This is a genomic window from Atopobacter phocae ATCC BAA-285 (assembly GCF_000526675.1).
Taxonomy (GTDB): domain Bacteria; phylum Bacillota; class Bacilli; order Lactobacillales; family Aerococcaceae; genus Atopobacter; species Atopobacter phocae.
Window position 1 is genome coordinate 1 of record NZ_JAGN01000023.1, and the last position, 21,166, is coordinate 21,166.

17 protein-coding genes and 2 rRNA genes are annotated in these 21,166 nt (G+C 35.6%); 17 read left to right on the plus strand and 2 right to left on the minus strand.

The window, feature by feature from the left end; all coding sequences use genetic code 11:
• The 13 genes from L866_RS0104910 to L866_RS0104970 all read left to right on the plus strand — a co-directional run.
• Positions 1-149, plus strand: a 23S ribosomal RNA gene (locus L866_RS0104910); the annotation flags it as partial.
• A gap of 81 nt (positions 150-230) precedes the next feature.
• Positions 231-346, plus strand: a 5S ribosomal RNA gene (gene rrf, locus L866_RS0104915).
• A 170-nt stretch (positions 347-516) separates the two neighbouring features.
• Positions 517-1,905, plus strand: a complete 1,389-nt coding sequence (locus tag L866_RS0104920; protein WP_156919519.1) for a L,D-transpeptidase family protein — start codon at positions 517-519, stop codon at positions 1,903-1,905.
• Between the two features lie 149 nt (positions 1,906-2,054).
• Entirely contained in the window at positions 2,055-2,759 is a 705-nt protein-coding gene (gene yycF / locus L866_RS0104925) for a response regulator YycF (protein WP_025729725.1), read from the plus strand.
• A 95-nt stretch (positions 2,760-2,854) separates the two neighbouring features.
• Entirely contained in the window at positions 2,855-4,690 is a 1,836-nt protein-coding gene (gene walK, locus L866_RS0104930; protein WP_025729727.1) for a cell wall metabolism sensor histidine kinase WalK, read from the plus strand.
• Positions 4,690-5,970, plus strand: coding sequence for a two-component system activity regulator YycH (gene yycH, locus L866_RS0104935; RefSeq protein WP_025729729.1), 1,281 nt, complete (start codon positions 4,690-4,692; stop codon positions 5,968-5,970). The genes walK and yycH overlap by 1 nt, the downstream gene beginning before the upstream one ends.
• Complete coding sequence (locus tag L866_RS0104940) at positions 5,960-6,775, plus strand: two-component system regulatory protein YycI (protein ID WP_025729731.1); 816 nt, start codon at positions 5,960-5,962, stop codon at positions 6,773-6,775. The genes yycH and L866_RS0104940 overlap by 11 nt, the downstream gene beginning before the upstream one ends.
• Entirely contained in the window at positions 6,753-7,589 is an 837-nt protein-coding gene (locus L866_RS0104945) for an MBL fold metallo-hydrolase (protein ID WP_051452867.1), read from the plus strand. The genes L866_RS0104940 and L866_RS0104945 overlap by 23 nt, the downstream gene beginning before the upstream one ends.
• Before the next feature lie 48 nt (positions 7,590-7,637).
• Entirely contained in the window at positions 7,638-8,636 is a 999-nt protein-coding gene (rbsR, locus tag L866_RS0104950; RefSeq protein WP_025729735.1) for a ribose utilization transcriptional repressor RbsR, read from the plus strand.
• A gap of 98 nt (positions 8,637-8,734) precedes the next feature.
• Positions 8,735-9,646, plus strand: coding sequence for a ribokinase (gene rbsK, locus L866_RS0104955; protein ID WP_035446198.1), 912 nt, complete (start codon positions 8,735-8,737; stop codon positions 9,644-9,646).
• 17 nt (positions 9,647-9,663) lie between these two features.
• A complete protein-coding gene (gene rbsD, locus L866_RS0104960) occupies positions 9,664-10,059 on the plus strand; it encodes a D-ribose pyranase (protein WP_025729738.1) in 396 nt (131 codons plus the stop codon).
• Between the two features lie 30 nt (positions 10,060-10,089).
• A complete protein-coding gene (rbsU, locus tag L866_RS0104965; protein WP_025729740.1) occupies positions 10,090-10,980 on the plus strand; it encodes a ribose/proton symporter RbsU in 891 nt (296 codons plus the stop codon).
• A 203-nt stretch (positions 10,981-11,183) separates the two neighbouring features.
• Positions 11,184-12,407: a S1C family serine protease gene (locus L866_RS0104970; RefSeq protein WP_025729742.1), complete on the plus strand. Its 1,224-nt coding sequence runs from the start codon at positions 11,184-11,186 to the stop codon at positions 12,405-12,407.
• A gap of 368 nt (positions 12,408-12,775) precedes the next feature.
• Here L866_RS0104970 and L866_RS0104975 read toward each other — a convergent pair whose 3' ends face one another.
• Positions 12,776-13,450, minus strand: coding sequence for a potassium channel family protein (locus L866_RS0104975; RefSeq protein WP_035446201.1), 675 nt, complete (start codon positions 13,448-13,450; stop codon positions 12,776-12,778).
• A 12-nt stretch (positions 13,451-13,462) separates the two neighbouring features.
• Positions 13,463-14,851: a TrkH family potassium uptake protein gene (locus L866_RS0104980; RefSeq protein WP_025729746.1), complete on the minus strand. Its 1,389-nt coding sequence runs from the start codon at positions 14,849-14,851 to the stop codon at positions 13,463-13,465.
• A gap of 396 nt (positions 14,852-15,247) precedes the next feature.
• On the opposite strand from L866_RS0104980, the gene glgB reads away from it, so the two are divergent.
• From glgB to glgA, 4 genes are all read left to right on the plus strand, one after another.
• Positions 15,248-17,164, plus strand: a complete 1,917-nt coding sequence (gene glgB, locus L866_RS0104985; RefSeq protein WP_035446202.1) for a 1,4-alpha-glucan branching protein GlgB — start codon at positions 15,248-15,250, stop codon at positions 17,162-17,164.
• A gap of 174 nt (positions 17,165-17,338) precedes the next feature.
• Positions 17,339-18,481, plus strand: a complete 1,143-nt coding sequence (locus tag L866_RS0104990; protein ID WP_025729750.1) for a glucose-1-phosphate adenylyltransferase — start codon at positions 17,339-17,341, stop codon at positions 18,479-18,481.
• Positions 18,471-19,619, plus strand: a complete 1,149-nt coding sequence (gene glgD / locus L866_RS0104995) for a glucose-1-phosphate adenylyltransferase subunit GlgD (protein ID WP_025729752.1) — start codon at positions 18,471-18,473, stop codon at positions 19,617-19,619. The genes L866_RS0104990 and glgD overlap by 11 nt, the downstream gene beginning before the upstream one ends.
• Before the next feature lie 4 nt (positions 19,620-19,623).
• Positions 19,624-21,057, plus strand: a complete 1,434-nt coding sequence (glgA, locus tag L866_RS0105000) for a glycogen synthase GlgA (RefSeq protein WP_025729753.1) — start codon at positions 19,624-19,626, stop codon at positions 21,055-21,057.
• Positions 21,058-21,166: the final 109 nt, after the last annotated feature.

Below are 21,166 nucleotides of genomic sequence, written 5' to 3' on the forward strand. Positions count from 1 at the left end.
CATCTAAGCGTGAAGCCACCCTCAAGATGAGATTTCCCATCTTTTTAAAAGAGTAAGATTCCTGAAAGACGATCAGGTCGATAGGCTCGAAGTGGAAGTGTAGTGATACATGGAGCGGGCGAGTACTAATCAATCGAGGACTTAACCAAATAGACGAATGATACATGATAGCGGTAAATGGTTTAACTGTTAGATTCAGTTTTGAGTGAACAAAAAACACTCAATATATGTGTGGTGACGATAGCAAGAAGGACACACCTGTTCCCATCTCGAACACAGTCGTTAAGCTTCTTTGCGCCGATAGTAGTTGGGGGTTTCCCCCTGTGAGGGTAGGACGTTGCCATGCAAATATGAAGAAAGTCGTTGCTTATGCAACGACTTTTTTGTGTTTAATTGTAATATTTGAGATGTGAATGTAAATAAAATAATGGAAAAGTCATGCTAAGTTAAAAAATTGTAATGAGATAATCTTTTGTGTATAATGAAGCAGAATACGTTAGGAAAGGTGAATCAGTTATGACAAGAAAGAAAATGTGGTATATTGCAGGAAGCAGCCTTGCTGTAGTACTGGGTATATACTTCATTGGTGCTATTTATTTTATACAGCATTTTAATCCTGGAACCTCTTTTAAAACGCATACAATCGAGTACCAAACAGTGGATAAAGCCGCTCAAACCGTAGGTAAGTCTTGGTTGTCTGAAGAATACTATGTGGTTGAAGATGGTAAAAAATTAGCAACGTATACAGCAAAAGAACTTGGGGTTAATATTGATGTTAATAAAACTTTAAATGAAATGTTAAAAAGACAAAATGCTTTTAGTTGGCCAATAACATTGTTACAAGGTAAATTAATCAGTGCTGAATCATTGTCAGCAGATGAATTAGATGTTAATGAAAAGCAACTAGATGAATTTGTTAATCAATTAAATATTAATAATAGTACACGTCATGCTTCAAAAGATGCAACGATTAAGATTAATGAAGAAAAAGGCTTATTCGATGTTGAACCAGAAGTTGAAGGAAACATTGTTGAAATGGACTCATTAAAAGAACAAATCGTTCAACGTTTATTGGATGATTCACGTACAGTTAATTTAAAAGATGTTTATGAAAAACCAAAAGTAACAGTCGAAGATAAGCGAATCAATGATGATGTAAAAAAAATGAATGAGCAATTGGATTTAAAAATTACAATTGAGTATCAAAATAGTAAAGTAGACATTCCACGGGAAGAATTAGCCAAGCTGTTAACAATTGATGATCAGTTAAATATTACGGTTAATTCAGAAGCTGCATCAGCGTTTAGTTCAAAATTTAGTCGAGAGGTAGGAACTTACTTTAAAACGCGTGAATTTAAATCGACTAATCGAGGAATCATCAACGTCCCACCTGGAACTTACGGTTGGAGTGTTGATGTTGAAAAGTTATCAAAAGATTTAACAGATATTATTAAAAAAGGTAAAGATGGTACCATTAAAGCAGCACTACAAGGTAGTGGAATTACACGTCCTGATGATATTGGTAATACTTATGTAGAGGTATCTTTAGCAGATCAAATGTTATGGGTGTATAAAGAAGGACAAATTGCTTTACAAGCACCAATTGTCTCTGGGCACCCTAAAACGCCAACTTATCCAGGCGTATGGTATGTTTGGACAAAACAAAGAAATGCTGTTTTAAAAGGGATTAATGGACGTTCTGGACAATCTTATGCGGCTCCTGTAAGTTATTGGATGCCATTTAACTGGGATGGTTATGGTATGCATGATTCACCTTGGCAACCGGCTTACGGTGGAGCATCTTACTTAACAGCAGGAAGTAATGGATGTGTTAACGTGGAACCATCAACTATGGCAACGCTATATAACTTAGTTGGAGTAGATACACCAGTTATTATTTATTAAAAAGTGAATAAATACGAAAGAGTCAGTTTGAATATTCAAACTGACTTTTGACGTTTAGGGAGTAAATGATGTATACTTAGTATGTATAATTATGGGCTTCTTAAACCATACCATGAGATTTTGTTCTCATATAAAAGGGAGGTATATCCTTGAAAAAGATATTAATAGTTGACGATGAAAAACCAATTTCAGATATTATAAAATTTAATATGGATAAAGAGGGTTATGAAACCATTAGAGCGTTTGATGGTGAAGAAGCCATCCAAATGTTTGAAAGTCATGCACCAGATTTAATCTTATTAGATTGGATGTTACCCAAATTAGAAGGGCTCGATGTCGTTCGAGAAATTCGTAAAACAAGTAACGTGCCAATTATTATGATAACAGCTAAAGATTCAGAAATTGATAAAGTACTTGGATTAGAAATAGGAGCGGATGATTATGTCACTAAACCATTTTCTAATCGTGAATTGATTGCACGTGTTAAAGCCAACATGCGTCGCGCGCAATCGCAAACAAATGTGGAGCCTGTATCCGAATTAACCGAATTAGAGATTGGTGATTTGGTGATTCATGAAGAAGCGTACACTGTGACTAAACGGGGCGAAGAAATTGATTTAACACACCGTGAATTTGAATTATTACACTACTTAGCGAAACATCTTGGTCAAGTAATGACTCGTGAGGATCTGTTACAAACCGTATGGGGATATGACTACTTTGGTGATGTACGTACAGTAGACGTAACGATTCGACGATTAAGAGAGAAAATTGAAGACACACCAAGTCATCCAACTTGGATTATGACCCGTCGTGGGGTTGGGTATTTTATAAAGAAACCGGAATCAGAATAAATCTGCTCCGTCTATTAATCGATAGAAAAAGAGGCAAGGGCATTGATCATGTGCTCTTGCCTTTTATTTAATATATAAAGGGAAGGCAAATATTTATGAAAAAACGATTGTCCATATTTAAATCTATTCAATTTAAAATACCGATTTTATTTATATTAATGCTTCTTTTATCTTTACAATTAATTTCAGCCAACTTCATCCGACAATTGGAATCGCAAACCATCGATAACTTCGAAAGTCAGTTAGAATTACATTATGACTTCTTAAAGACGAATGTTGCTCAAGTATTATCGAGTGCGCAAACGGTTGAACAAAAAGAAACAGCAATCTATCAACTGTTACAAGATGCAAGTTCTCGTGGCAATGTTGAAATTCGGATTGTAGATCGTCAAGGCTATATTATTGGAACGAACGACCAGACAAAACAGTCTTTAGTTGGAACTAAAGCAACGGATATCCGTTTAGAAAAATTGACATTAAAATCAAGAAGTGACGCCATTCAATATGTCGATCAAGAGACGAACGAACGACAAATGCGAATTATTGGTCCAGCAGGTGTTGATGAAAATCAAAATCCTCTGTCTTATATAGTGGTGGATAGTAACATTGAAGGACAATACCGACAAGTACGTAATATTGCCGTTATTTTCTTTAATTCTTCTTTAATCGCTATTATTTTAACGATTGTAATTGCCGTACTAATTTCGCGTGGGATAACGCGTCCTATTACGGAAATGGTTGAACAAACTGAGAAAATTTCTGAAGGTAATTACTCAGGAAGTGTGCACATTTATGGGGAAGATGAAATTGGTTTATTAGGACGAGCGATTAACATGCTATCCGTTCGTATTCGTGACGCACAAGAAGCGAGTGAGGCTGAGCGCCAACGACTAGACAGTGTATTACATCACATGTCTGACGGTGTGATTGCAACAGATCGACGAGGAAAAATTGTCATCGTTAATGAAGCGGCACTTGATTTATTGAATTTAAATGAGAGCGATGCATTCGGACAAGATATATTAAGTGTGTTACGTCTACCGAAAAAAACGACTTTCCGTTCATTATTTACAAAGCAAGACCAACAAATTATTTCTTATGATTCAAGTATTTTAAAATGTGATTTTTCCGTCATTCAACGTGAAACAGGATTTATTAGTGGGATTGTATGTGTGCTTTCTGATATTACAGAACAACAAAAGATAGAAGCCGAGCGCCGGAACTTTGTTTCCAATGTATCCCACGAATTAAGAACACCACTGACAAGTATTCGTAGTTATACGGAAGCATTAAGTGACGGGGCATGGAAAGACGAAGAAGTCGCACCAGAATTTCTAGACGTTATTCAAACGGAAGCGAATCGAATGATTCGTATGATTACAGATTTATTGAATTTATCTCGAATGGATCAAAAACGAATGCATTTAGAAAAAGAATTAACCAATATGAATGATTTATTCAATCACGTGTTGAATCGTTTTGACCATATTTTAAAACAAGATGAATATAAAGAGAAAAATTATCAAATTGAACGAGAAGTAACACCAACTGATATATGGGTTGAAATTGATCAAGATAAGATGACTCAAGTATTAGACAATATTATGAATAACGCGATTAAATACTCGCCCAACGGTGGAAAAATCACTGCCCATCTTGAAGCAAGTAATGATCGTATTCTTATTTTTATAAAAGATGAAGGAATGGGTATTCCAAGACGAGCATTACCTAAAATATTTAATCGATTCTATCGAGTGGATAAGGCACGGTCACGCCAAATGGGTGGTACAGGATTAGGTTTAGCGATTTCCAAAGAAGTCATTGAAATGAGTGGCGGAAAAATTTGGGTCGAAAGTGTCGAGAATAGAGGGTCTATTTTCTATATTGAATTACCATACGAGCCGTTTAGCGTTAGTGAGGAGTTTGAATAATGAGAAAGCATATTTCAACGATAGTGTTAATTATATTAGTTATATCCAGTCTAGTACTGGCCTTTCTAAATTTATGGCCACCATCCATTGATTTATCGGATGAAGATGTTACACGAAAAAATGAAGTGATTACTTTAAAAAATCAAATCAATGAAGAAATGATTTTTTCGCCTTCACAAGTGGTTCGTCAAAGTGATGGGTTAAGTATGATTCATAACCAACCTCAGCTGATTGTAGCGATGATGAATACATTAGGTGAATCAATAACGAATGTTAGCAAAATTGATCCATTACCACAGACGATTACAAGTATAAGTGATTTACTTTTTTTCTTTGATACAGAGATTCCTCTTAAAAATTCTGGAATTTTACAGCCATCTAAGGATAAAGAGTTGGATAGTATATGGGTGAATGTCATCGTCTTAGATCGTAATAATTTGGGACAAGTGTATTTATTAAACACGTTAAAAAATACTTGGTATGTTGGTACAATTGACGAAAATATACACGATGAACTATTACGATTAGCTGATCGTGACAAAGGAATTCCATCACAGTATTTCCAGTTAAAGCATGGCCCTAAATTCTTACCTTATGGCAAAGTGAGCTTACAACCTCATACTTTTTTAGTGGAAGTTCCTGGAACAGATAATTACTTGAATTTATTATTTTCAGAAACAAGTGATATCAATACACGGGCGACAGAAGATTTGTTGCAATATAGTGATAGTCGAAGTGAGTTACGATTTGATTTGAAAAATAGTCGAGCGCATTTTAGACGGAATATAGTGACAAATAATTCGGAACCGATTAATCCCGCTGAAGAAGCGTATCACCTCGTACGACAATTTGAAAATTGGCGTTATATCGTTCGATTAAGTGAAACGGATATTGAGAAAAATACATTTATTTTCCGTCGTTATTATCAGGGACAACCTATTTTAGGTAAACCGGATCGAGGGTATTTAAAAGTTGGATTGACAGGCAATGGATTACGTGAACTTGATTTACCTTGGCGTGGATTTCAATTGGAATTAGATAAGCAAGCGCCGATTGAATTAATGAGTGGTGCAGAAATTATTGGTGAGCTACAAGTAGGTAAAATTGAAATGACACAAATGGAAGATTTAGTGATTGCATGGACACCGTCACTAAGTGAAGAGAATAGTAAAGTCATTATATTGACGCCTGAGTGGTATGTTAAAATAGGCGGCAAGTGGCGACCAACACGTGAGTTATTACATCGTGACTTATTAGAGGAGGATGAAGATGGATTTTAAACAGTCGAAGCTGATTTTAATGATGGCTTTCTTAGCCTTAAACATCTTCTTAGGGTATTTCTATATTGAACGCCGGAATTTAAATCAAACGAGTATTGCCGATCGGATAAATGTACAACAAGAAATGCGAAATGATAATATCACCTTTGATTCATTAGATGATATTAAGCAATCCTTGCCTCTTGTTAAAACATCGAATAGTGAAGTGGGCCAATTAGAAGCTAACGAAATTACGTTTAGCCCATTAACTAATAGCAATAGCGCAAAACCTATTTCATTAGTCAGTCCGCTAGATATACGTAAGTCAAAAAATGAACTAGATTTTTCAGTGATTGATAAGTTTTTAAAAGAAGAAGTGAATGAAGGGACAACCTATCAATTTGTTTCTTATTATCCCATTAAACGAGAAGTAGTTTATGCGCAACAAGTTAATCAAGTACCTATTATGGACGGCACAGGACAAATTACATTTTACTTAAACAGTCAAAATGAAGTAGCGTCTTATACTCAAACCGTGATTAAACAATTTAAGTCAGTCGAAGAAAAACGCGTATTAATTTCAGAAAAGAAGGCAACGGAAATTTTATATTTAAATAACTTATTGCCGCGAAACAGTGAAATCGTTTCTTCAACATTGGCTTATTATCGTATTTTAAAATTAGAAAATATGAGTGTTTATAGCCCAATCTGGTACTTTGATATTAAAAGTGATGACATTATAACGAGCCATCGCATTAATGCCATTAACGGGAACATCATTACCCCAGAAGTACGAAAGATTAATGAAGAAATGGAGTCTAATTAATGTGGAATTATTTGAACAAAAAGGATTTAAAATTAGTGTTTTAGCAAGTGGAAGTTCAGGCAATGCTACCTATATTGAGACACCTAAACGTAAAATGATTGTCGATTGTGGATTGAGTGGTAAGAAAATGGTGGAATTAATGGCTAGTATTGGTCGTAATTTAGCCGATGTAGATACACTCTTTGTTACGCATGAACATCGCGATCATACACATGGTGTGGGTGTGCTTGCACGAAAATATAAAATGAATGTGTATGCGAATGAAGCAACATGGCAAGCCATGGATCGAATTGTTGGTAAAATACCAATTGAACAAAAGCATATTATTGAACCGGATGAACTAAAAACTTTTTCCGACATCGATGTTCAAACATTTAAAGTGAGTCATGACGCTGCTAATCCACAGTTTTATGCCTTTCAAAAGGATCAAAAGCAATTTGTTATTTTAACAGATACGGGCTATGTTAGTGAACGTTTACGTGCACAACTCAGAGGGGCAGATGGATATTTAATCGAAAGTAATCATGATTTAGAACTATTGCGAATGGGCCCTTATCCGTGGAGTTTGAAACAACGTATTTTGAGTGATGAAGGCCATTTGTCTAATAATGATGGTGCCTTAGCTGTAAGTGAAATGCTTAGTGATAAAACAAAGCATGTATTTTTAGGGCATTTGAGTAAAGAAACCAACATGAAGCAAATTGCCTATGATACAGCGTTTCAAATTATGGTTGAAAAAGGTCTTGCACCGAATCAACATTTTGCCTTACATCATACGGAGCCATATGCTGCTCAACCGCTGATTGATATTTAATTATCAAAAGGATACATTGAGGAATCAAGAAGGATGGGACTAAATAAAATGAAGCAAAAGAAAATTACAATTAAGGACGTTGCTCAATTATCTGGTGTATCCATTACAACCGTTTCAAATATTTTGAATCAAAATACGGATCGTTTTACCGAAGCGACCATTCAAAAAGTGCTAGCGGCTCGTGATCAATTAAGTTACGAGCCGGATTATTTAGCCCAACGAATGGTGATGAAGAAAAGCCAAACGATTGGTGTACTCGTTCCGGATGTGAACAATCCCTTTTTCAGTCAATTAATTAAAGGGATTGAAACGATATTGTATGAACATCAATTTGTGACGTTGTTATGTAATGCGGATCAAGATGAAGCAAAAGAAACACAGTATTTAAAAGAATTAGAACGTCGTGGTGTGGATGGCTATATTATTGCTAGTTCAATGGTGACCAATACAGCTATCGATGAAATTATTCGTCGAAAAAATCATCCGTACATTGTGATTGATCAAAAGCAAGCCGATGCGTATAGTGATGCCGTATTAATTGATGATTGGGCAGGTGGTCAATTGGCAGCTCAACATTTAAAAGATTGTGGGCATGAGCGAATTGCAATGATATTCCCTGCACATCCGACTAAAAATGTAAATCGCCGGATTGAAGGATTTCAATCGGTATATGACACGAGTCAACTGATTTTTATTCATGCAGACTTGTCCAAACAAAGTGGACGGTTTGCGGCGCAACAATTGATTCAAACGGATGCGACGGCAGTTTTTGCAGCGAATGATGAAATCGCCTTTGGATTATATTTAGGGTTAGATGAACTAGGTAAAAGTGTTCCAAAGGATTATAGTATCGTTGGATTTGATAATATTGAGATGGCAGAATACGTGAAGCCACAACTCACAACAATTGCTCAACCGATTTTTCAATTAGGGCAAACAACGGCTCAATTATTAATTGAACGAATTAATCAATCGGATAAAGAACGTCAAACGATTACATTACCGGTTCAATTAATTGAACGATTTTCAACAGCACACTTGAAATAGCTTTCAAGATGTGCTATATTTTTCTTATCTTAGTAAAACGTTTTACTAAAACGTTTTACTTGCGAATAAATAATAAAAAGAAAGAAAGGTGCATGAAAATGAATACGATTACAGTTATTGGGAGCATTAATTTAGATCGAACACTTCGAGTAAAGGCGATGCCAAAACCAGGAGAAACGATTCATGCGATTGAACATTTCAGTGCAGGTGGTGGTAAAGGTGCTAATCAAGCAGTGGCGGCGCAACGTGCAGGCGCATCTACTTATTTCATTGGTGCAGTGGGTCGAGACGGTGCAGGCGATATGATGAAAGATTTGATGGGCCAAGAAGGCATTGATTTGAAAGGGGTTACGACTCTAGAAACTCAAGCAACTGGGCAAGCATTCATTACGGTGGATCAGCAAGGTGAAAATAGTATTATCATTTATGCTGGTGCGAATAATGATTTTACCCCAGAACACGTTCGAGCACATGAAGCAACGATAAAATCAAGTGACTTCGTTATTGCTCAGTTTGAAAGTGCAATGGATAGCACAATTGAAGCCTTCAAAATTGCACGTGAAGCAAATGTAAAGACTATTTTAAATCCTGCACCTGCTTTAGAAAATGTACCTCAAGAATTATTAGAATTAACAGATATTATTGTTCCTAATGAAACGGAAACAGAAATTATTACAGGCATTAAAGTGACAGATGAAGCTACGTTAAAAGAAGCAACAGCTAAACTACATGATTTAGGCATTGAAACAGTCATTATCACATTAGGTAGCAAAGGGGCTTATTATGATTTCGCTGATCAAAATGGGACTGTACCTGCATTCTCAGTGCGAGCAATCGATACGACTGCTGCCGGCGATACATTTATTGGTGCATTTGCATCTGTATTAAAACCTGACTTCTCGAATATTGAAGAAGCAATTTTACATGGTAATAAAGCATCATCAATTACCGTCCAACGTTATGGTGCGCAACCATCTATTCCATATCAAAACGAAATTGAATCGGTATAATAAAGGAGCGAAAACACATGAAAAAAACACCAGTTATTAACTCAAATATATCACGCGTTATTGCAGAAATGGGCCATTTTGATAAACTTAGTATTGGCGATGCGGGCATGCCTGTTCCACGAGATACAGAAAAAATCGATTTGGCTGTAACGAATGGCACACCAAGTTTCATGGATGTTTTAAATAATGTATTGACTGAATTAGAAGTCCAACGGATTTATTTAGCTGAAGAAATTAAAACAGAAAATCCTACGATATTAAAGGAAATTCAAGATCGCTTACCAGACACACCAATTACATTTATACCACATACAGAAATGAAAAAAGAATTGTCTAATTGCCATGCATTTATTCGTACGGGTGAGATGACGCCATATGCGAATATTTTGTTAGAGAGCAATGTTGTTTTTTAATAAAATAAAATGATTAATTAAGGAGGACATATGAATACAACAGCATTATTAATCGGTCTTGGACCGTTACTCGGATGGGGATTTTATCCAACCATTGCTTCTAAAATGGGAGGACGACCTGTTAATCAAATTTTAGGTTCAACATTAGGTACGTTTATCTTTGCGTTAGTTTTATTTTTTGTTAAAGGGATGGTCTTTCCAACGGGAAGTGACTTAATCTTCTCCATTATTTCAGGAATCGGTTGGGCATCAGCTCAAATTATTACATTCCAATCATTCCGCTTAGTAGGTTCTTCTCGCGCAATGCCTATTACCACAGCATTCCAATTATTAGGGGCATCTTTATGGGGCGTGTTATTTTTAGGTAACTGGCCAGGTGTTACAGCGAAAATATTAGGAACAATTGCTTTAGCGATGATCATTTGGGGAGCTTCCTTAACTGTTTGGACTGAAAAGAAAGATGAAGCAAACACACAATTATTGAAAAAAGCTGTAACATTATTAGCCATTGGTGAGATTGGGTACTGGGCGTATTCAGCTGCACCTCAAGCGACATCAATTGATGGGATGACTGCTTTCTTGCCACAATCAATTGGGATGTTATTAGTAGGTATTGTATACTCTATCGTCTTAAAAATGAAAGACAATACAGAACCACTTGCATTAACAGAGCCTGTATCCTATAAACATATTATTTCTGGATTTTTCTTTGCTTTTGCTGCACTAACTTATTTAATTTCAGCACAACCTAATATGAATGGTTTAGCAACAGGTTTTGTGTTATCACAAACATCTGTCGTTCTAGCTACCTTGACAGGTATTTGGTTCTTAGGGCAACGTAAAACGAAAAAAGAAATGCGTGTGACGATGTTTGGTTTACTATTAATCATTGTGGCTGCAACTGTAACTGTTATGATTTAACGATTGCAACTAAAATTACTTAATAGACTCATTCTCTAGGTAAGCAGAGAATGAGTTTTTTATATGTTTTAATTGATGATTGATTTAAAGTGTTGAATGATTTATAAAATACCTTTAAATTTTTTAAAAAAAGGATAAAGAGTGGTACATTAAAGGAGGGAAATGAGTACACTTATAACATAGGACATGTAGGAGGAAAAAATATGAAAAATTCATCAGCATTAAAAAGTTTTATCGCTGGGATAATCGGCGGTATGGTGGTATTAGTTATCGGAATCGCTATGTTTTATAGCACAGGATATTTGACAAAAGATGCTGTACAACAATTACAAGGAAATACAGCGACAACTAAAACAGGTGAAATCGTTACGGAAAGTAACAAAAGTAAGCAACAAACTGCTGAAACAATGGTCTATGAAAAAGATAAAGATGCCATTGTATCAGTTATTAATTTACAAGATAAAACAAGTTTCTTATTTGGTAGTCAATTACCATCGAACGATCAAGAAACTAATCGTGATAATTTAGTAACGCGTTCTGAAGGAAGTGGCGTTATTTATAAAAAAGAAGGGAATAAAGCATTTATCGTTACAAATAACCACGTAATTGATGGGGGACAAGCGATTAATATCTTATTGTCAGATGGTGAGCAAGTAGAAGCTAAAGTGGTAGGAGCGGACCCATGGACGGATTTAGCCGTACTTGAAATTTCTAGTGAAAAGGTAAAGGCCGTAGCAGAATTTGCTAATTCAGATGAGATTAAAGTAGGTCAAAAAGCGATTGCGATTGGTTCACCTTTAGGTATCGAGTATGCAACTAGCGTAACGAGTGGCATTGTATCAGGTGTTAGCCGTGAAGTAGCAATTGACATTGATGGGGATAACATTGCTGACTTTACTAATGAAGCGATTCAAACAGATGCAGCAATTAACCCAGGTAATTCTGGTGGGGCATTGTTGAATGATGCAGGTCAAGTGATCGGAATTAACTCAATGAAAATCGGATCAAGCTTAGTTGAAGGAATGGGCTTTGCTATTCCAAGTAATCAAGTCGTAAAAATTGCGAAAGAGCTTGAAGAAAAAGGACAAATTATTCGTCCTAAATTAGGTATTGAAATGTATAATGTTGCTGACATTCCAGATGTTATTCGTGCTGAATTGAAAATACCAGATGAAGTAAAAGCTGGCATTATGGTAACGCGCGTAGCTAAAAATAGTAATGCAGAAAAAGCAGGATTAAAAATGTACGATATTTTAACAAGTTTTGATGGAAAGAAAATATCTAATACTTTAGAATTACGCCAAGCATTGTATCAAACAAAAATTGGAGATACTGTTAAATTAGAAGTTTTACGTAATGGAAAACAGCGTGCATATGAACTTCATTTAGACGATGCGCTTGATGGTGAAGGATTATCTCGTCAATAAAGATGTTAATAACCTTGTGTATAACTTTCCAACAGAATGAAAGCTAATTTTTCATAAAAAGTCTTATATCATAGGATAATGGACATAAAATCATTAAAATAACTGTGGATAACCTGTTGATAGCTTTAGTGTCTAAAAAGGCATTAAAGCTATTTTTTGTTGTTATATAGGGATTTAATCAATTATTTAAGTTGTGCATAACAATGTGTATAAAAAAGAGTTGACCATAATAAGTGTAAGTTGATGAAAGCGGATAGGAGTGGGTAAAATCAAGGGTTTATAACTTTTGTCCTGTGGATAACTTTGTTAGTAACTTTTGATAAAATAAAAAGGATGAAAGACTTAATTGTCTATTCATCCTTTTTTAGTTAGTCTAAGTTAGTTGTGCGTTCAAATTTTTCAAATGCATCCGTATCTGCAATACCAATGAATATATGATTGGGCAGGACAACAAAATCAGGTGTTATATTAACATGCATTCTTCCACCTGGGCGATTACGATAACCGATAATATTGATGCCGTGACGACCACGAGTATCCAATTCGACAATGGTTTGATTAATCCAGTCACTTGGCGAATGGAATTCGACGATAGAAATGGTATCATCTAGCAATATTACATCAGAAACTTTAGAATGTAATACTTTACGCGCAACACGTCTACCAGTTTCTTTTTCTGGCTGAACGACTTTCGTAGCACCAATTTCATATAAAATTTCAGTGCCTGTTCGTCCTTTCGCTTTAGCGATAATTTCTTTGATTCCCATTTTTTTCACGTGCATAATAGCTAATACACTGGCTTCAAGACTTTCTCCAATAGCAATAACTACTGCATCGCAAAGGTCAATTCCAATTTCCTTTAATAACGCATCATCAGTTATATCACCAATTACCGCTTCAGTTGCAAGATCTGCCACTTGATCAACTTGTTTAGGGTTCATATCGACTGCGATAATATTGCAATTATATTGGCTTAATGTGCGGACAATTGATGTTCCAAAAACACCAAGGCCTAGTACTCCGATTGTTTTAATAACACTCACTCCTTTTAGATATTAACCGATAATTAAATTAGTTTTAGCATAACGTACATCTACACGATTAGGTTTTGCCGGTAAGCTTAAGAAGATCGCTAATGGCCCCAAACGTCCGATAAACATTAATAAGATAATAACGAACTGACTGTATCGATTCAATTCAGCTGTTAAATTCATAGAAACACCGACTGTTCCTAGCGCTGAGAATGTTTCAAATAGAAGGGCTTGGAACGATTTCGTCGGTTCAAACAGTACCATTAAAAAGAAACCGGATAATAAAATGAGTGTAAACGCAAAGAAAATAACAGAAGCTCGTTCTACTAACTCATTTACAATGGTTCGTTTTAACAAATTGATGTGTTTTAGTTTACGCACTTGGTGATGGAAGAATAGGACAACCATTAAGAAGGTTGTAGTTTTTAAACCACCTGCCGTACCACCAGGCGATCCACCAATAAACATTTGTACCATGTAAATAATCGAACTGGCAGGATGAACATGTTCATAAGAAATGCTACTAAATCCGGCTGTTCGCATAGTGACTGCTTGGAAGAAACTAACTAATACTTTATTACCCACACTAAATGAGCCAATACTTAACGGATTAGACCATTCAATAACGAGTGGAATAATAGTTCCTAAAGAAATTAGAGAAGACGTCATGATTAATACTGCACGAGTATGGATTTCTAAACCACACCAAAAACGATAAATAATTTCGCGTAGTGAACGGTTTTTACGACTATTAAAAGTCTTGATTGTATGCATATAAATATCAAACCATACAGAAAACCCTAACCCGCCTAAAATAATACCAGCTGATATTGTTAAATTCACCAACCAATTTGTTTGATAAGCTATTAAGCTACTGCGACCTAGTGGATCAAACCCTGCATTACAAAAGCTTGAAACAGCTAAATAAATGGAATTGAAGATCCCTTTTGGAATGCCTTGTTCAGGAATAAACTGAATCATTAATAAAAGAGCAATTGATCCTTCAATTAAGAAAGTAAACTTAAAGATCATTGTCAGAAATTGTTTGAAATCAACAGCGGATGCTCGATTCACAGATGCTTCTAACAGAATCGTATCTTGATAAGTTAATGCCTTTTTCAATTTCAAAACAGAAAAGCCAATTAATGTCATCAGACCGAGTCCACCAATTTGAATTAAAATCATTGAAATGATTTGTCCGAAAAGGTTGTACGTTTCAGCAAGTGGAACAGTACTTAAACCGGTCACACATACCATGGATACACTCATAAATAAATGATCTAACAATTGTGCTTGACTAGTGGACGCTTGACTAATCGGTAAGCTCAGTAAGATTGTCCCAATTAATATGACTAAAGCAAAACTAATTACGATTTGTTGTGTAATTGAAAAATTACGTAAAAATCGCCGCATGCAAAGCCTCCTTTATATTATTAATAACGTTTCAATTGTAACGAAAATTACCTTAAAAGTGAATAAAAATCTTTACGATGAGTGTAACACGAAAAAAAACGAGCAAGTTTGCAACTATTTACACAAAAGGTATTGTTATATTGCTTTTAATAAATTAGAATGTGGTTATAAAATGATTTAAAAACAATTAAATTAACAGCATCAGTCACGATAAGAAAGGAGCAATTAACTTAACATAATCCACCAATTTGAATGCGAATGGCAACCACTCATTATTTCATAGCCTACCAATTAAGAAAGGGCTTTCAAAACTTGTAAATTATGGTATAATTGTAAATGAAAAATAGATCAATTGTACATATTCTTTAATGAATAGTGTTGGAAAGGGTTGGCAAGATGAATAAAGTGTTAGAACAACAAATGATTGAAGCAGAGCATAAGTTTCTGACGGGTGAAAATTTTCATAGTCATCATTTTCTAGGAGTTCATCGTTTAGATGATGGCTCAGGGTATGTATTTCGTGTTTGGGCACCTCATGCAGAGCACGTATGGTTAGTAGGGGACTTCAACTTTTGGAGTGACTCATTGCCAATGACGCGTCGTGAAAGTGGAATTTGGGAAATTTATACTGATGAGCCACAAGAAAATCAGATGTATAAATACAAAGTGAAACAAGCCAATGGACGTGAAATTTTAAAAATCGATCCATATGCAACGCATTATGAAGTTCGTCCGGGGAACGCTGCACGTATTCATACGCTGCCTGACCGTAAATGGAAAGATGGGCTATGGCGTGGACGACAAAAACGAATGAACTATTTCAATCGTCCAATGAATATTTACGAGGTTCATGCGCATTCATGGCGTCGGCATCCAGATGGCACACCTTACTCAATTGGCGATTTAACACGTGAATTGATTCCTTATTTAGTTGAAATGAATTATACACACGTTGAATTTATGCCGTTAACGGAGCACCCTTTAGATATGTCATGGGGGTATCAAGTCGTCGGCTATTTTGCTGTATGCTCAGCTTACGGTACACCTGAAGAGTTCCAAGAATTTGTGGAAACATGTCATTTAAATAATATCGCCGTCATTATGGATTGGGTACCTGGTCATTTCTGTATTAATGATGATGCACTTGCTTATTATGATGGCACGCCTACTTTTGAATATTACGAACATGATCGTGCACATAACTACCGTTGGGGAGCGATGAACTTTGATTTAGGTAAACCACAAGTACAAAGTTTCTTAATTTCAAGTGCGTTGTACTGGATTGATACGTTCCATATCGATGGGATTCGGGTTGATGCCGTTTCTAATATGATTTATCGGGATTATGATGAGGGACCTTGGACGCCAAATCATGAAGGTGGTAATCGTAACTTTGAAGGATATCATTTCCTTCAAAAATTAAATACTGTTGTTAAAGCTCATCACCCAAATGTTGTGATGATTGCGGAAGAAAGTACAGCTGATACGAAAGTGACCGGATTAGTTGAAATGGATACGCTCGGGTTTGATTATAAATGGAATATGGGTTGGATGAATGACATTTTAAGATTTTATGAAATGGATCCATTATATCGTGGGGATCATTTCAATTTAATGACCTTTTCATTTATGTATATGATGAGTGAGAATTTCATTTTACCTTTATCACATGATGAAGTTGTTCATGGGAAGAAGAGTCTCGTTAATAAAATGTGGGGCGACCAATATAAACAGTTTGCTCAGTTACGGAACTTAGTCACTTACTTAGTGACACATCCCGGCAAGCAGTTGTTATTTATGGGAGGCGAATGGGGGCAATATCTGGAATGGAAATTTTATGAAGGATTAGAATGGGGCAACTTAAATGACCATTTCAACCGAACGATGCAACATTTCACAGCCACTATGAACCAATTTTATCGTGATGAAAAAGCACTTTGGGAATTAGAAGATACAGCTGATACGATTGAAATTATCGATGCTGACAACACAGGTGCAAGTGTGCTCAGTTTTATTCGTAAAAGTCGTACAAAGAGTGATTTTGTCATTGTCGTTCTGAACTTATCATCAACTGAACATCAAGATTTTGCAATTGGTGTACCTTATCCGGGTGTTTATGAAGAAGTTATTAATACTGAAAAACAAGAATTCGGTGGGACATGGGCTGAAGGAAATCATGATTTAGAAACAATCGAAGCACCATTCAAACAATTTAATTATCAAATTCGTCCAGTTGTTCCAGCATTAGGTGCTTTAATTATTAAACCTAAAAAAATAAACGTTCGACAATCCGCTAAAAAAACGAATAAGTAATCAACGTATCTAAGTAAAGATGACGTTATGATTTATTTCATAACATCAAACAATAATGCGCGCAAACAATCGTCTTAGTCAATCAAATCGCAAAGGGGGAAAGAAGTAACGGAGCCTTGTAATGTATCGATTGTTATAATTGTTTACAGTGCAGCTTTGAAGACTTCGTCATACATGAAAACCGAAATGTTAGCAATGATTCTTGCAGGTGGTCAGGGAACACGTTTAGGTAAATTGACGCAAAAGATAGCAAAACCGGCCGTTCCATTTGGTGGGCGGTATCGTATTATTGATTTTACACTGAGTAATTGTGCCAATTCAGGTATTCGCAATGTGGGTGTAGTTACACAATATCAACCGTTAGCTTTAAATCATCATATTGGAAATGGATCAAGTTGGGGATTAGATGGTATTAGTACGGGAATCACTATTTTACAACCTTTCTCTAGTTCAGAAGGAAGTAAATGGTTTGAAGGTACTGCTCATGCGATTTATCAAAATATTGCTTATATTGACCAAACTGATCCAGAGTATGTGTTAGTTCTTTCAGGCGACCATATTTATAAAATGGATTATGAAGCGATGTTAGAAGAACATAAAGCGAATAACGCTTCATTAACAGTAGCTGTTATTGAAGTTCCTATGAAGGAAGCATCACGTTTTGGAATTATGAATACGGATGAAAATGATCGAATTGTTGAATTTGAAGAAAAACCGGAACAACCTAAAAATAATTTAGCGTCTATGGGAATTTATATTTTCAATTGGTCACACTTAAGAAGTGTCTTAGTCAATAGCTATTCAAAAGATGGTAAGATGATTGACTTTGGTAAACACGTGATTCCTAATTATTTAGATAGTGGAGAAAATGTCTATGCATACCGCTTCTCTGGTTATTGGAAAGATGTTGGAACGATTGATTCATTATGGGAAGCGAATATGGAATTCATCGATGTGGAGATGGACTTGAATATTCGTGAAGGTAGTTGGCGAGTGTATTCTAAAAATACGATTTCACCACCACATGTTATTTCTGAAACAGGTTCAGCTAAAAACTCTTTAATTGTTGATGGTTGTTATGTTTCTGGTAACGTCTCACATAGTATTCTATCGAGTGATGTTCAAGTAAAAGAAGGAACTGAAATATCCGATAGTTTTATTATGCCAGGTGCGTCAATTGGTAAGAACGTTAAAATTCATCGTGCAATTATTGGTGAAAATGCAATTGTTGGAGATAATGCAGTAATAGATGGAACAGACGAAATTGCCGTAGTCGGCTATTCTGAAGTGATTGGGGTGACGATTGATGAGAACTAATAAAATGTGTGCCATTGTAGGGAACTTAAATCGTTTTGATGAGTTATTACCACTAACTGAAAAACGACCACTCGCTACATTGCCTTTTGATTGTAAATATCGTTTAATTGATTTCAACTTATCAAATATTGTGAATGCTAATATTAATACAATTTTTATGGTATTTAATGAAAGAAAGACGCAATCCGTTTTTGATCATATTGGTGGTGGACGAGAGTGGGATTTAGATAATATTTTGAAACATTTCTTTACTTACGTTTACCCTGAACAAAATAAAACTGATAGTCAAGCTTACTATGATATGATTATTGATTATTTAATCAAATCTAAATCAGAATATACAGTCTATATGAGTAGTAAAATATTATGTAATATTGATTTTCGCGCTGTATTAAAAGTTCATCAAACACAAGCAAGTGACATGACGGTTGTGTACAAACGTGTCATGAAAGAACAAATTCATGAGACAGATTGTTTACTTAAAGTCGGTGAAGATGGTAAAATTATTGCCACTAATACAGCGGGTTCTTTAAGTGATGTACCGGAAGATGAATTACATAATTTATGTGCAGATATTTTTATTATCAAAACCAATCGTTTAATTGAATTATTAGAAGAAGTAAAAGTTAACGGATTAACGGATTATATTAATAAAATTTTCCGTGATCAAATGACAAGTAGTCGTGTATCCACTTACGAATATACAGGCTATTTAAGCAACATCTTTAGTGTTAAACATTATTTCGATGCGAATATGGATATGTTGGATGTGAATAAATTTAACAGTTTGCTTTATACAAGTCGTAAAGTGTATACAAAAGTTAAAAATGAAGTGCCAACGTACTATGCAGAATCATCAGAAGTGAAGAAAAGTCACTTTGCAACAGGTTCCATTATTGAAGGTGAAGTGAGAGAGTCAATTATTTCCCGTCGCACAGAAATTAAATCGGATGCCCTAGTCGAACACTCCATTTTAATGCCAAAAGCAGTCATTGGTGAGAAAGCACATATTAAATATGCTATTTTAGATAAATATGTCCAAGTTCAACCTGGTATTAAAATTATTGGAACAGCTGAACACCCAGTCGTTATACCGAAAGGGTCACTTGTGACAGAAGATATCATTGAGGGAGACTAACGGAATGAAAATTTTATTTGCAGCTTCAGAATGCGCCCCCTTCTTTAAAACAGGGGGGTTGGGCGATGTGGCAGCCGCTTTGCCTAAAGAATTAGCCCAACGTGGAGTCGATTGTCGAGTCGTCTTACCATACTATGGCACGATGCCACAACAATACAAAGAGCAATGTGAAGATTTATTTTATTTTTACGTTCAAGTAGGATGGCGTCGTCAATATTGTGGCGTTAAGCAGTTACAGCTAAATGGGGTGACCTATTATTTCATCGATAATTTATACTATTTTGATCGTGATGGATTATATGGCTATTTTGATGATGGGGAACGTTTTGCCTTTTTCCAAATGGCTTTAATTGAAATGATGGAGCGTATCGACTTTATACCTGATATCCTTCACGTGAATGATTATCATACAGCGATGGTTCCATTTTTACTGAAAGAGAAATATCGGTGGATCAATGCCTATCAAGGGATTCGCACCGTGTTAACTATTCATAATATTGAATTCCAAGGCTATTATTCGCCATCTATTTTATGGGATTTGTTTGGCATGGGAGCGGAGCGCTATGAAGATGGAACGATTCGTATGGGCGATGTTGTTAATTTTATGAAAGCAGGGATATTATATGCTGATCGTGTGAATACAGTCAGTCCTTCTTATGCTGAAGAAATTAAAACACCGGAGTTCGGAAAAGGATTAGACGCTATTTTACGTATGGAATCGGGTAAACTATCAGGAATTGTTAACGGCATTGATTATGATATTAATAATCCTATGACGGATCCCATTTTACACGCAAATTATTCAAGCGATGATTTAAGTGGAAAAGCAGCAAATAAAGCAGCTTTACAAGAAGCATTGCATTTACCCGTTCGTTCAGATGTGCCATTATTTGGTGTTGTTAGCCGTTTAACGTATCAAAAAGGATTTCATCTACTCATTGAAGAATTGCACCACTTATTAAAATACGATGTACAAATCGTTGTATTAGGGACGGGCGATCCAACATTTGAACAAACGTTTAAGTATTTTGAAGGAGCTTATCCTGATAAATTCTCAGCACAGATTCAATTTGATGTGAAATTAGCTCAACGTATTTATTCAGGTAGTGATGCTTTCATTATGCCATCAGCGTTTGAACCATGTGGCTTAAGTCAAATGATTGCGATGCGTTACGGGACATTACCGATTGTACATGAGATTGGTGGATTAAAAGATACGGTTCGACCATTTAATCCAATCACAGGTGAAGGAACAGGGTTTGGCTTTAATGAATTTTCAAGTTACCAGTTAATGGAAGCTTTGAAAAAAGCGATTCAATTGTATGAAAGTTCCTCACCGGCTTGGGAACGATTAATGCGTGAAGCTATGGCAGAAGACTTTAGTTGGCAAACTGCTTCTAATGCCTATATGACTTTATATGAAAGTATTTTTAATTAAATAAAATCTAAGCTGACAAGCACGATACTTGTCAGCTTTTTATTGTATGAATTAGAACATCATACATGAGGTAAAGATATGGTACAATAGTGAATATTGAAAGTGAGGA